At 65.4% G+C, this 12,986-nt stretch carries 14 protein-coding genes; 12 read left to right on the top strand and 2 right to left on the bottom strand.

Annotated features, from left to right (window positions below; translation table 11 throughout):
* Positions 1-10 precede the first annotated feature (10 nt).
* Positions 11-1,810: an aminopeptidase P family protein gene (locus HB634_RS09015; RefSeq protein WP_213948337.1), complete on the bottom strand. Its 1,800-nt coding sequence runs from the start codon at positions 1,808-1,810 to the stop codon at positions 11-13.
* Positions 1,811-1,875: 65 nt separating this feature from the next.
* Between HB634_RS09015 and HB634_RS09010 the strand changes: the two genes are divergently transcribed.
* The 9 genes from HB634_RS09010 (at position 1,876) to truD (ending at position 10,111) form a co-directional block, all read left to right on the top strand.
* Positions 1,876-3,555, top strand: coding sequence for a CTP synthase (locus HB634_RS09010; protein ID WP_213948336.1), 1,680 nt, complete (start codon positions 1,876-1,878; stop codon positions 3,553-3,555).
* Complete coding sequence (gene kdsA / locus HB634_RS09005) at positions 3,552-4,382, top strand: 3-deoxy-8-phosphooctulonate synthase (protein ID WP_046967322.1); 831 nt, start codon at positions 3,552-3,554, stop codon at positions 4,380-4,382. Before HB634_RS09010 ends, kdsA begins: the two co-directional genes overlap by 4 nt.
* Positions 4,383-4,449: 67 nt before the next feature.
* Complete coding sequence (locus HB634_RS09000; protein ID WP_213948335.1) at positions 4,450-4,833, top strand: hypothetical protein; 384 nt, start codon at positions 4,450-4,452, stop codon at positions 4,831-4,833.
* A 10-nt stretch (positions 4,834-4,843) separates the two neighbouring features.
* Positions 4,844-6,142, top strand: a complete 1,299-nt coding sequence (gene eno, locus HB634_RS08995) for a phosphopyruvate hydratase (protein WP_063571588.1) — start codon at positions 4,844-4,846, stop codon at positions 6,140-6,142.
* An 8-nt stretch (positions 6,143-6,150) separates the two neighbouring features.
* The gene (ftsB, locus tag HB634_RS08990) at positions 6,151-6,495 is read left to right on the top strand and encodes a cell division protein FtsB (RefSeq protein WP_063571589.1); all 345 of its coding nucleotides are present in this window, start codon (positions 6,151-6,153) and stop codon (positions 6,493-6,495) included.
* Positions 6,495-7,184 (top strand): 2-C-methyl-D-erythritol 4-phosphate cytidylyltransferase, encoded by a 690-nt coding sequence (gene ispD, locus HB634_RS08985; RefSeq protein ID WP_063571590.1) that lies wholly within the window; start codon positions 6,495-6,497, stop codon positions 7,182-7,184. Before ftsB ends, ispD begins: the two co-directional genes overlap by 1 nt.
* A complete protein-coding gene (gene ispF / locus HB634_RS08980) occupies positions 7,184-7,657 on the top strand; it encodes a 2-C-methyl-D-erythritol 2,4-cyclodiphosphate synthase (RefSeq protein WP_063571591.1) in 474 nt (157 codons plus the stop codon). Before ispD ends, ispF begins: the two co-directional genes overlap by 1 nt.
* On the top strand, positions 7,654-9,081 hold the full coding sequence (gene mgtE / locus HB634_RS08975) for a magnesium transporter (RefSeq protein WP_213948334.1): 1,428 nt from the start codon (positions 7,654-7,656) through the stop codon (positions 9,079-9,081). The genes ispF and mgtE overlap by 4 nt, the downstream gene beginning before the upstream one ends.
* A 13-nt stretch (positions 9,082-9,094) precedes the next feature.
* On the top strand, positions 9,095-10,111 hold the full coding sequence (truD, locus tag HB634_RS08970) for a tRNA pseudouridine(13) synthase TruD (protein ID WP_063571593.1): 1,017 nt from the start codon (positions 9,095-9,097) through the stop codon (positions 10,109-10,111).
* 96 nt (positions 10,112-10,207) lie between these two features.
* Here the strand turns inward: truD and HB634_RS08965 are convergent, their stop codons facing one another.
* A complete protein-coding gene (locus HB634_RS08965) occupies positions 10,208-10,750 on the bottom strand; it encodes a Smr/MutS family protein (RefSeq protein ID WP_046967315.1) in 543 nt (180 codons plus the stop codon).
* 115 nt (positions 10,751-10,865) lie between these two features.
* Here HB634_RS08965 and surE point away from each other — a divergent pair, with 115 nt between their 5' ends.
* The 3 genes from surE to HB634_RS08950 are packed head-to-tail and all read left to right on the top strand — an operon-like array spanning position 10,866 to position 12,971.
* A complete protein-coding gene (surE, locus tag HB634_RS08960) occupies positions 10,866-11,648 on the top strand; it encodes a 5'/3'-nucleotidase SurE (protein WP_063571595.1) in 783 nt (260 codons plus the stop codon).
* A gap of 4 nt (positions 11,649-11,652) precedes the next feature.
* Positions 11,653-12,333: a protein-L-isoaspartate(D-aspartate) O-methyltransferase gene (locus HB634_RS08955; RefSeq protein WP_157503981.1), complete on the top strand. Its 681-nt coding sequence runs from the start codon at positions 11,653-11,655 to the stop codon at positions 12,331-12,333.
* A 29-nt stretch (positions 12,334-12,362) separates the two neighbouring features.
* Positions 12,363-12,971 (top strand): DedA family protein, encoded by a 609-nt coding sequence (locus HB634_RS08950; RefSeq protein WP_213948333.1) that lies wholly within the window; start codon positions 12,363-12,365, stop codon positions 12,969-12,971.
* Positions 12,972-12,986 lie beyond the last annotated feature (15 nt).

The raw sequence follows: 12,986 nt of genomic DNA, 5'->3' as shown, positions 1-12,986 counted from the left end.
AATCAGGGACTCACAGCGGCGCGCAGTGCCACTCGAGCCATTCGCGGTCGGCGCCGTCCAGCAACGGGGACAGGGCGCCGCGTACGGTGGCGTGATAGTCGTCCAGCCAGGCCCGCTCGGAGGGTTCGAGCAGCCGCGGTTCGAGCCCACGACGGTCGAACGGGCAAAGGGTGAGGGTCTCGAAGGCGAAGAAGTCGCCGAACTCGGTGCTGTCCGCCTGGGTCACGACGGCCAGGTTTTCGTGGCGGATACCGTAGCGGCCCGGCTTGTAGAGGCCGGGTTCGATCGAGGTGATCATGCCGGTCTCCAGAGGGACCAGTGCGACACCTGCTCTGGGAGCCCGGATGCCATGGGGGCCCTCATGCACATTGAGGAAGTAGCCCACGCCGTGACCCGTGCCGTGGCCGTAGTCCATGCCGGCCGCCCAGAGCGGCGCACGGGCAAGGGCATCGAGTTGCGGGCCGCTGGCGCCCTTCGGAAAGCGGGCGCGGGAGAGCGCGATCATGCCCTTGAGCACTAGTGTCGAGTCGCGTCGCTGCTCGTCGGTGACCGGCCCCAGCACGAGCACACGCGTGATGTCAGTGGTGCCGCCCAGGTACTGGCCGCCCGAGTCGATCAGAAGCAGTCCCTTGGCCGCAAGCGGGCTGAAGTGCGCCTCGGTCGCCCGGTAATGCGGGAGCGCGCCGTTGGCCTGGTACGCGGCGATCGTCGAGAAGCTTTCGCCGACGAAGCCGCTCTGTGAGGCACGGGCCTCGCGCACGATGGTGTCGACGTCGAGTTCGGTCAATGGCTCACCAGCAGCTACGCCTGCTTCGATACGGCGGAACGCGTGTGCCAGTGCCGCGCCGTCGCGGCGCATCACGTCGCGGACATGGTCGAGCTCCTCGGTCGTCTTGCGCGCCTTCTGTGCCGTGGACGGGTGCGCGGTGCGAACCTGCCGCACCGTGGCCGGCAGGCCTTCCAGGACCGACACGACAACGCGGCTGGGATCCAGCATGAGCACGGCGTCGTCCGGAAGAGCGGCCATGGCGGAGGCCGCCGTGCCGTAGTCGGCGAGGCCGATGCCGTCCATGGCCAGTGCGTGCTTTACCTCGGCCGGCACTTTGGCGGCATCGACGAACAGGGTGGCCCTGTCGTCGTCGATGAGCAGGTGAGCCAGGAACACCGGGTTGTACTCGACGTCGGCGCCGCGGAGATTGGTCAGCCAGGCGATGTCGTCGAGGCTCGAGAGCAGATGGTGGCTGGCGCCCGCCCGACGCATGGCTGTGCGTACATGACGCAGTTTGTCCGCGCGGTCGACGACGGCGAATGGCGCCGCGTGGACGAAGAGGGGGGCGTCAGGCCGGCCGGGGCGTTCGGGCCAGATGGCGGCGGGCAGGTCGAGATCGGTACGCAGGGTGGCGCCGGCGGCGCCAAGCCGCCTGGCCAGGCTCTCTGCGCCCGAAACATCCAGGCTGTCGCCGGCGGCGGCGACCACGTCGCCCGGGCCGAGCTGGTCGGCCAGCCAGGCGATATGCTCGGGGGTGTGCGCCACCTTGAGTCGCATCAGGGGCAGTCCGCTGCCGGCAAGCTCCTGTTCTGCCTGGGAGAAATAACGGGAATCGGTCCACAGGCCACCACCGGCAGGGGTCACGACCAGGGTGCCAGCCGATCCGGTAAAGCCGGAGAGCCATTCCCGGGCCTGCCAGCGTGGCGGAAGGTATTCGGACAGGTGCGGGTCGGCGCTGGGGACGACGACGGCGGCAACGCCTTCGCGGGCCATGACGGCGCGAAGGGCTTCGAGACGGGCGGGGATGGGCTGGGCGGTCATTCCCTGATGGTAAAACGACAGCTCCGATTCGTGTAAAATACCGATTTCCAGCACTGGCTGCTCGCATGACTCCCCTGATTTTCGTCACCGGCGGTGTGGTGTCTTCCCTAGGGAAGGGCATCGCAGCGGCGTCGCTTGCCTCCATTCTCGAGGCGCGCGGTCTCTCCGTCACCATGATGAAGCTCGATCCGTACATCAACGTGGATCCGGGCACCATGAGTCCCTTCCAGCACGGTGAGGTCTATGTCACCGACGATGGTGCCGAGACCGACCTGGACCTGGGCCACTACGAGCGCTTCGTCCGCACCCGCCTCACCGGCAAGAATTCGATCACCGCCGGCAAGATTTACGAATCGGTCATCCGCAAGGAACGCCGCGGCGACTACCTCGGCGCGACGGTGCAGGTCATCCCGCACATCACCGACGAGATCAAGCATTCCATCCACGAGGCGACGCGCGGTTACGACGTGGCGCTGGTGGAAGTCGGCGGCACGGTGGGCGATATCGAATCGCTGCCCTTCCTCGAAGCCATCCGCCAGTTGCGCATCGAGCACGGCGCGGAGAAGTGCATGTTCGTGCACCTCACCCTGGTGCCGTATATCAAGGCCGCCGGCGAGATCAAGACCAAGCCCACCCAGCATTCGGTGAAGGAGCTGCGCTCGATCGGTATCCAGGCTGACGTGCTCCTGTGCCGCTGCGAAGAGCCGTTGCCGGACGCCGAGCGCCACAAGATCGCGCTGTTCACCAACGTGCCGAAGAACGCCGTCATCAGCACCATCGATGTCGACGTCATCTACAAGCTGCCGATGTGGTTGCACGAGCAGGGTCTGGACGATCTCGTCATCAAGCGCCTCGGCCTGGACGCTGGTCCGGCCGATCTCTCCAGCTGGATCCGCACGGTGGAAGCCGTCGAGCATCCGCGCGATGAAGTCAACGTGGCCATCGTCGGCAAGTACGTCGAACACAAGGATGCTTACAAGTCGCTCGCCGAAGCGCTGCGGCATGGCGGTATCAACCAGTCCGCCCGGGTGAACCTGCACTGGGTGGATTCCGAGGATGTGGAAGCGCGCGGCGCTCGCACGGTGCTCGGCGATGCCGACGCCATCCTCGTGCCGGGCGGCTTCGGCAAGCGCGGTTTCGAAGGCAAGATCCTCGCCGCCCAGTTCGCTCGTGAAACCGGCATCCCGTACTTCGGCATCTGCTACGGCATGCATGCCGCCGTGGTCGAGTTCGCGCGGAACACGGCTGGCCTCAAGCAGGCGGATTCGAGCGAGAACGATCGCAACACCCCGGATCCCGTCATCGCGCTGATCACCGAATGGACAACTGCCACCGGCGAAACCGAGCAGCGCACCGAGCGTTCCGACCTCGGTGGCACGATGCGCCTGGGTGCGCAGGAATGCCGCCTCAAGGCCGGCACGCTGGCGCGTGAGCTCTACGGCGAAGACGTGGTGCGCGAGCGCCACCGTCACCGTTACGAGTTCAACAACCGTTATCGCCAGTCGTTCGAAGACCTCGGCATGGTCATCTCGGGCAAGTCGATGGACGATCTCCTGGTGGAAATCGTCGAGCTCCCGCGTCACGTGCATCCGTGGTTCCTTGGCTGCCAGGCGCATCCGGAATTCACCTCCACGCCGCGCGAAGGCCATCCCCTGTTCATTGGCTTCGTCCGCGCGGCCCGCGAGTACAAAGCCGTCCGCGACGGTGAGAAGCTCGCCATCCGTTCCGAGGAGTCCGCTGCATGAAGCTCTGTGGTTTCGAAGTCGGCCTCGACCAGCCGCTGTTCCTGATCGCCGGTCCGTGTGTCATCGAGTCGATGCAGCTCCAGCTCGATGTCGCCGGCAAGCTGAAGGAAATTACCGATCGCCTCGGCATCAACTTCATCTTCAAATCCAGCTTCGACAAGGCCAACCGCTCGTCCGGTGGCAGCTTCCGCGGCCCCGGCCTGGAAGAGGGCCTCAAGGTGCTCGACGCCGTAAAGAAGCAGATCGGCGTGCCGGTGATCACCGACGTGCACGAATACACGCCGATGAACGAAGTCGCCGCCGTGGTCGACGTGCTGCAGACCCCGGCATTCCTCTGCCGCCAGACCGACTTCATCCAGAATGTCGCGAAGGCTGGTAAGCCGGTGAACATCAAGAAGGGTCAGTTCCTCGCCCCCTGGGACATGAAGAACGTGGTGCAGAAGGCCTTCGATGTCGGCAACCACGACATCCTGGTCTGCGAGCGCGGCGCGAGCTTCGGCTACAACAACCTGGTTTCGGACATGCGCTCACTCGCGGTGATGCGCGAGACCAACTGCCCGGTCGTGTTCGACGCCACCCACTCGGTGCAGTTGCCGGGCGGGCAGGGCACCAGCTCCGGTGGCCAGCGCGAGTTCGTGCCGGTCCTGGCGCGCGCGGCGGTGGCAGTCGGTGTCTCCGGCCTGTTCGCCGAGACCCATCCCGATCCGTCCAAGGCCCTCAGCGACGGCCCGAACGCCTGGCCGCTCGACCAGATGGAAGAACTGCTCGAAACCCTCATGGAGCTCGACGGCGCTGTAAAGCGTCGCGGATTCAAGAACCACGCTTGATCGTTCCTCCGGAACGGTATGATTGACGGTATAGCGGGACCGCAAAGGTCCCGGGGAGACGGGCTGGATGGTCGAGGACAACGGGATCGACGTCGCGGGCGAACCTCGCCAGCGTGCGGCACGCCTGCCGCAGTCGGGTCACGGCATTGCCTCGTTCGTCATCAGCCTCGTTTCCGGGCTCGTCGTTCTCGCCGGCATTTCCTTCGCTGCGCTCATGGTCGCCTCCGGCGATCCCGAGCAGCACATGGAGGTGTTCGGCGTCGTCGGCCTCGTTCTCTGCGCCTTTCTCATCCTTGCCTTTGTCGGCCTCGTGCTGGGCTTCATCGCCCTGCGCCGGCAGGACCGCCGCCGTACGTTCGGCGCGATTGGCCTGGGACTCAACGCTTTCATCCTGATCGGTACCGTGGGGCTGGCGCTCCTCGGTACTTTCTTTCGTCATTCCAACTCATAACGGGAACCGCATGACCACCGATATCACCAAGATCCACGCCCGCGAAATCCTCGATTCCCGCGGCAATCCGACGCTCGAAGCCGAGATCACCCTGGCCGACGGTTCCTTTGGCCGCGCGGCTGTTCCCAGCGGCGCCTCCACTGGCACACGTGAGGCCGTGGAGCTGCGCGATGGCGACAAGAAGCGCTATGACGGCAAGGGCGTCACCAAGGCGGTCGGCAACGTCAACAACCAGATCGCCAAGGCGCTCGTCGGGTTCGACGCGGCGGACCAGAAGGGCCTCGATAAGAAGCTCATCGCCCTCGACGGCACTGACAACAAGGGCAATCTGGGCGCCAACGCGTTGCTCGGTGTTTCCATGGCTGCCGCCCACGCCGTGGCCGCTTCGAAGAAGCAGGCACTGTGGCAGTACCTGATGGTCGACGGTGGCGGCTCGCTGCCGGTGCCGATGATGAACATCATCAACGGCGGTGCACACGCGGACAACAACGTCGACGTGCAGGAGTTCATGGTGCTGCCAGTCGGCGCGCCGAACTTCGCCGAGGCGCTGCGCTACGGCGCCGAGATCTTCCATGCGCTGAAGTCGGTGCTGAAGGGTCGCGGCCTGAACACGTCGGTGGGCGACGAAGGCGGCTTCGCGCCGAACCTCAAGTCCAACGTCGAAGCGCTGGATACCATCCTCGAAGCCGTGAACAAGACCGGCTACAAGGTCGGTAGTGACATCCTGCTGGGCCTGGACGTGGCCAGCTCGGAGTTCTTCAAGGACGGCAAGTACGACCTCGAAGGCGAAGGCAAGGTGTTCACCCCGGAGCAGTGGGTCGATACGCTGGCGTCGTGGTCGAAGCAGTACCCCATCGTCACCATCGAAGACGGTATGGCCGAAGGCGACTGGACGGGTTGGGCGCACCTCACCAAGGCGATCGGCGAAGGCATCCAGCTGGTCGGCGACGATCTCTTCGTCACCAACCCGAAAATCTTCCAGGAGGGTATCGACAAGAAGATCGCCAACGCCATCCTGATCAAGGTCAACCAGATCGGTACCCTGTCCGAGACGCTCGAAGCGATCGCCATGGCGCATCGCGCGAAGTACGCGGCCATCGTGTCGCACCGCTCCGGCGAAACCGAAGACACCACGATCTCGGACATCGCCGTGGCGACCACCGCGACCCAGATCAAGACCGGTTCGCTGTGCCGCACCGATCGCGTGGCCAAGTACAACCAGCTGCTGCGCATTGAGGAAGCCCTCGGCGCGAAGGCCCGCTACGCCGGCCGGGATGCGTTCCCGAGCCTGTCCAAGCTGCCCGGCTGAGTCGTGCCTTGAGCAACGCGGCACTCCTGCGCTGGATCGGCCTGATCCTCGTCATCGTCCTCATCGCGCTGCAGCTGAAGCTGTGGGTCGGCGGTGGGGGCATGGCCGAGGTCGATTCCTTACGCGCATCGGTCCAGAAGCAGACCGAGGAAAACGCGACGCTGCTCAAGCGTAACCAGGCGCTTGCCGCAGACGTGGAAGATCTCAAACACGGTGAACAGGCGACGGAAGCGCGTGCGCGCCAGGAGCTTGGCCTGATCAAGCCAAACGAGACCTTCTACCAGATCGTCGAGCCGGGAGCGGCGACCAGCGCGCCGCCGCCTCCGCCGCCCGTCGGTCCTGGCACGCAGTGATGGATGCGCTGTGGTGCGTGGTTCCGGCCGCCGGCAGAGGCGTCCGGGCCGGCGGCGATCGGCCAAAGCAGTACCAGCCACTTGCCGGTCGTCCCTTGCTCGATCACACGCTCGAACGCCTGGCGGCGCATCCCCGCATCGTCGGGCTGGTCGTCGTCATCGCGGCGGACGACCCCCATTTTTCTGCCGTCGACGCGATCGGCGGCAAGCCGCTCATCACTGCCATCGGCGGTGGTGAACGCAGCGATTCCGTTCTGGCCGGCGTGCTCGCCTTGCCGCCCGCCGTCGCGCAGGATCACTTCGTCCTGGTCCACGACGCCGCGCGGCCGTGCGTGCGTGCCGACGACATCACGCGCCTGATCGACCAGGCAGGCAGCGGGGAGGGTGGTCTGCTTGGCGCCCCCCTGCGCGATACCCTCAAGCGGGCAGACGCAGGCTGTCACAGCACCGCCACCGAACCGCGCGAAGGTCGATGGCGGGCATTCACGCCGCAGATGTTCCGGCGCGGCGCACTGGCGCATGCACTCGCCCTTGCCGCCGCGGAAGGTATCGTCGTCAGCGACGAAGCGATGGCGATGGAGCGCACGGGCGTCATGCCGCTGCTCGTGGAAGGTTCGGAAGACAACATCAAGGTGACCACGCCGGCGGATTTCGCACTGGCGGAGTTCCTGCTCGGGAGAACTCGTTAATGCGTATCGGACAAGGATTCGATGTCCACGCCTTCGGTGAAGGCGACCATGTGATGCTTGGCGGCGTGCGCGTGGCGCACTCGCAGGGCGTGCTTGCGCATTCGGACGGCGATGTTGTCCTGCACGCGCTTTGCGATGCGCTGCTCGGCGCGCTGGCACTGGGTGACATAGGGAAGCATTTCCCGCCGTCGGACGAAGCGTGGCGTGGCGCGGATAGCCGCAGCTTCGTTCGTGCCGTGGCGAACATGCTCGCCGAGCGCGGCTACTCCCTCGGCAATGCCGACATCACGGTCATCTGCGAAGCGCCGAAGGTGGGGCCGCACGCGCAGGCCATGCGTGAGGTTATCGCCGCCGATCTCGGTGTCGACATCGACTGCATCAGCATCAAGGCGACCACCACGGAAACCCTCGGTTTCACGGGGCGCCGCGAGGGCATTGCCGCCCTGGCGACGGTGCTGGTCCAGCGAGCATGAGCGAAGGCGAGTCACGCGCCGCCACGCCGCGCCTGCACGACAGGCTGGAGGCGATTACCGATCTGCTGCGTCGCCGTGAAGGCTTGCTGGCGTTCGCCGGCGCGGCGCCCGATCGCGATGACTCGCCCCTCGGCGCGGCCGATGCGCAGCTCCAGGCACTCCTCGACGGCCTGCATCCAGCCGATCTCGCCGACGTGTTCGAATCGTTACCGCTCGAAGACCGCCTCGCCGTCTGGCAACTGATTCGAAGCGACCGCGACGGTGACATCCTGCTCGAAGTGTCCGACTCGGTGCGCGAATCTCTCATCGCGGACATGGACGACCGCGAGATTCTCGCCGCGGTGGAACCGCTGGATGCCGACGAGCTCGCTGACCTCGTCGACGATCTGCCGACCGAAGTGCTGCCCGAACTCATGGCCAGCCTCGATGCGCAGGACCGCGAGCGCGTGCAGGCCGCCATGTCCTACAAGGACGACCAGGTTGGCGCGCTGATGGACTTCGACATGGTCACCATCCGCGAAGACATCAGCCTCGAAGTGGTGCTGAGATACCTTCGTCGTTTCGACGAGTTGCCCGCGCAGACCGACAAGTTGTTCGTGGTCAATGCGGACAGCGTGCTGACCGGCGTACTGCCGCTGCACTGGTTGTTGGTGAACTCACCGGACAAGATGGTCCACGAAATCATGGCGCCGGACGTGAATACGTTCCGCCCGGAAGACGACGCGTACGACGTGGCTCAGGCCTTCGAACGATACGACCTCGTCACGGCGCCGGTGGTCGATGCGGGCATGCGCCTGATTGGCCGTATTGCCGTGGATGCGATGCTGGACTTCATCCGCGAGGAGAGCGAGACCGAAGCGCTGTCGCGCGGCGGCCTGCGCGAAGAGGAAGATATCTTCGCCTCGGTCTGGAAGTCCGTGCGTAACCGCTGGGCGTGGCTGGCGATCAACCTGGTCACGGCGTTCGTCGCTTCGCGCGTGATCGGGCTGTTCGAGCACTCCATCGAGAAGCTCGTGGCGCTGGCCGCGCTGATGCCCATCGTCGCCGGTATCGGCGGCAACTCGGGCAACCAGACCATCACCATGATCGTTCGCGCCATGGCGCTGGATCAGGTGGGTCCTTCGCAGGTGCGCCGGCTCTGGCGCAAGGAACTGGGCGTATCCTTGTTCAACGGCCTGGTCTGGGGCACCGTGATCGGCATCGCCGCATGGCTGCTCTACGGCAATCCCGCGCTTGGCCTGGTCATGACGGCCGCCATGACACTGAATCTCCTGCTCGCCGCCTTCATGGGCGTCGGCATTCCCATGCTGATGGTCAAGCTCGGTCGCGACCCCGCGCTGGGCTCCAGCGTGCTCATCACCGCCGTGACCGATAGCGGCGGTTTCTTCATTTTCCTGGGGCTGGCGACTATTTTCCTGCTCTAGAAGGCCGCAAGACATGACAGACAACGAACTTCCCTTCGCCTTCGGCGCCCCGCCGCTGCGTGGCCGCCTGCGTTCCGCGCCCGAGGATTTCTTCGTCGAGGAAATCCTCGGTTACGAAGCCGACGGCGCTGGCGAGCATGCGTTTCTCCTGGTGGAGAAGCGCGGCGCGAATACCGAGTGGGCGGCGCGCGAACTCGCCAAGTTCGCCGGCATCCAGCCGATGAATGTCGGCTACGCCGGCATGAAGGATCGCCACGCGGTCACGCGCCAGGTATTTACCGTGCACCTTCCGGGCAAGGCCGATCCCGACTGGTCGGCGCTGCCGTCCGATGACTTGAAAATCCTTTCCTCCGCTCGTCATTCGCGCAAGATCAAGCGTGGCGCCCTGCGCGGCAACCGCTTCGTCCTGGTGCTGCGTGAGGTGGAGGGAGATCGCGCTGCAGCCGAAGAGCGCCTTGATGCGATCGCGAAGCGCGGCGTGCCCAATTACTTCGGTGAGCAGCGTTTCGGCCTCGGCGGCAACAACGTGGCGCAGGCGAAGCAGATGTTCGGTGGTCGCCGCGTCGATCGCGACAAGCGTTCCATCCTGCTTTCGGCCGCACGCTCGCACATCTTCAATGGCGTGCTGGCAGAACGCGTCGGGGCAGGGCAGTGGGACACACCGATGGATGGCGAGATCTGGTCGCTCGAGGGTTCGCGTTCGTGGTTTGGCCCGGAAGCGTTCAACGACACGCTGGCGGAGCGTCTCGCGCGTTTCGATATTCATCCGTCCGGTCCGTTGTGGGGTGACGGCGAGCCGCCATCGGCCGGCGCGGTCGGCGAACTCGAGCGCGCGGTGGCTGCGCGCGACGAGGATCTGGCGAAGGGGCTGAACGGGATTCGCATGGATCAGGAGCGTCGCGCGTTACGCTTGCTGCCGCGCGATATGACGTGGCGCTGGCTTGACGATGGGGCGCTGGAAGTGTCGTTCGGCTTGCCGGCCGGGGCGTACGCGACGACGGTTCTCCGCGAAGTCGCCGTAACCCTGTAGGAGCCGATTCATCGGCGATCCCGCGGCAGCGGGCCAGTCCGCCGCCAGCACCCATTCGCCGATGAATCGGCTCCTACACAAGATCTGCGCAGGTCTTCAACCTTTCAGCAGGACGACGACCGCTCCCGTGCCGCCCTGCATCGGCCGCGCCGACGCAAACGCCACTACGTCGTCCCGCCGCCGCAGTAGCCGGTCCGTGAGGCCCTTCAAGACCGGGCCCGCGGCTTTCGAGCGCAGGCCCTTGCCGTGGATGATTCGCACACAGCGAATCCCATCGTGACGGCACTCGGCGAGAAACTCGGCAATCGTCATTTGCGCGGCGGCGGCATTCATCTGGTGGAGGTCCACGTCAGCCTGGATGCTGAACTGGCCACGCTTGAGCTGTTTCAGCAGCTTCGGCGGGTAGCCGTCGCGCAGATACGACAGTTCTTCACCTACTTCGAGATCGGCAGGGTCGTAGTCGAACAGCAGCGACTCCGCCGGGACGGCGGCCTCGTCGGCATCGCGCATGTGCGGATACGGTTCGGGGCGCGGGCGCTCCGGCAGCGACTCCACGGGCGCCATGGGCCGAACGTCGCCGATCGCCTCACGAAAGAGCCGGCTATCGTCGTCATGCAGGGGTGGCGTGCGTCGCTTCATTGCCCTCATCCTAGCCGCGTTTCGTGAATCCCGCTGCCCGCTCCGGTAGACTTGGACCGGTCGGGCGGCCATGTCGATATAGGGCCGCCGCACCCGATTTTCGATCTGGATCAGCATGCAAGTTCTGGTTAGCAACGACGACGGCGTGGAGGCTCCGGGCATCCGGATTCTCGCCGGGCGTCTGGCCGAGTTCGGCACGGTGACCGTGGTCGCCCCCGACCGCGATCGCTCTGGCGCAAGCAATTCGCTCACCCTCGATGCGCCCATCCGTGCCCACCGCATGGAGAACGGCTTCTACCGCGTTTCGGGCACCCCGACCGACTGCGTCCACCTGGCGCTGGCCGGTATGCTCGACCATGAGACCGACATCGTCGTCTCAGGGATCAACAACGTCGCCAACCTCGGTGACGATGTCATCTACTCGGGCACGGTGTCGGCGGCCATGGAAGGGCGGTTCCTCGGCCTTCCCGCTATCGCCGTTTCCCTGGTGACCAGGGAAGGCTCCGGCCGTCACTTCGATTCGGCGGCAAGCGCGGTGTTGATGATCATGCGTCGCCTGATCGTCGATCCCTTGCCGGCGGACACCATCCTCAACGTCAACGTGCCTGACCTGCCGTGGGCGGAAATCCGTGGGTTCGAAGTGACCCGGTTGGGCAAGCGCCATCGCGCGGCGCCGGCCATCCGCACGGAAGATCCGCGTGGTCGCACCATGTGGTGGATCGGTCCGCCGGGTGAGATCGACGATGCCGGTCCCGGCACCGATTTCAACGCGGTCAGCCGTGGTTTCGTCTCGGTCACGCCGATCCACACGGATCTCACGCGCTTCCAGGCGCTGGAAAAGGTCAGTAGCTGGATGCTCCCGCTGTCTTCGGCGATGGACAACGAGGAGGCGGCCTGAGGTGGTGAATCTGCATGCCCTGCCTGCGTCGGCGCTCCGCGGCGAAGGAATGACGTCGCAACGCGCACGCGACCGCCTGGTCGCGAAACTGGTCGAGGAGGGCATCCGCGACGAGCGGGTGCTCGAAGTCATCCGGCAACTGCCACGCCATCATTTCATCGACCAGGCGCTGCACTCTCGGGCTTATGAAAATACCGCGCTACCGATCGGCCATGGCCAGACCATTTCGCAGCCATGGATCGTCGCCCGGATGACCGAAGCGTTGATCGAACACGGCGTGCCCGACCGCGTGCTCGAAATCGGCACGGGCTCCGGTTATCAGGCCGCCGTACTCGCCGGCATCGTGACGACGGTGTACACGGTCGAGCGGATCGAAGAATTGCTGCGCCAGGCCCGTCGCCGGTTCCGTCAGCTCGGGATCGAGAACCTCCGTTCGCGGCACGACGACGGCAAACTGGGCTGGGAGTCGGATGCGCCCTTCGACGCGATCATCCTCACGGCCGCGGGCGATCGCGTGCCCCTGAAGCTGCTCGATCAGCTGAAGCCCGGCGGCGTGCTCGTCGCGCCGGTGGGTAGCCCTAGCCAGCAGGTGCTCCTGCGCCTGCGCAAGGGTGAGAACGGCGACGTGATCCGGGAAGAACTCGGTGCAGTCAGCTTCGTGCCGCTGCTCGGCGGCATCGGTTGATGCGCCTCTACTACAGGGAAAACCGCTGAATGCGGATGTTTGGTTCTCTCTACGAACGCGCCATCGTCTGGGCGCGTCATCGCCACGCCGTCCGCTATCTGGCGGGGCTGTCCTTCGTCGAAGCTTTCATTTTCCCGATCATGCCGGAAGTGATGCTCGCGCCGATGATGCTGGCCGAGCCGCGCAAGGCGTTCCGCTACGCGAACTGGAGCCTGCTGTTTTCACTGGCGGGCTCGCTGGTGGGCTACATGCTCGGGCACTACGCCTACGAGGCATTGAAGCCCCTCCTCGAGTCGATGCACCTGCTCGCCCCTATCGAGAAGGGCGTGGCCAGCCTGCAGGCCGACATGGCCGCGCATTCGTTCGGCCTTTACGTCGTGCTGGCGATGGCGGCGCTGCAGCCGGTCGTGCCGATGAAGTTCGTGACCTGGGCCGCCGGCATCGTCGGCGTGCCGCTGCTGCCCTTCCTGCTTTGCGTGTTGATTGGCCGGGGCAAGCGGGTCTGGCTGCTGGCCTTGCTTGTCCGGCTGTTCGGTGAACGTGCCGAACGGGTCCTGCATAAACACATAGAGTGGATAGGTTGGGCTGCTATCGTTGCAGTCGTCCTCCTGGCCGTGTGGTGGTTCCTGCTGCGATGAGTGCCCGTGAAAGGA

This window comes from Luteibacter sp. dw_328, from assembly GCF_018449605.1.
GTDB lineage: Bacteria > Pseudomonadota > Gammaproteobacteria > Xanthomonadales > Rhodanobacteraceae > Luteibacter.
Note: the sequence above shows the minus strand (reverse complement) of the source record. Positions and strands in the feature narration are given on the sequence as shown.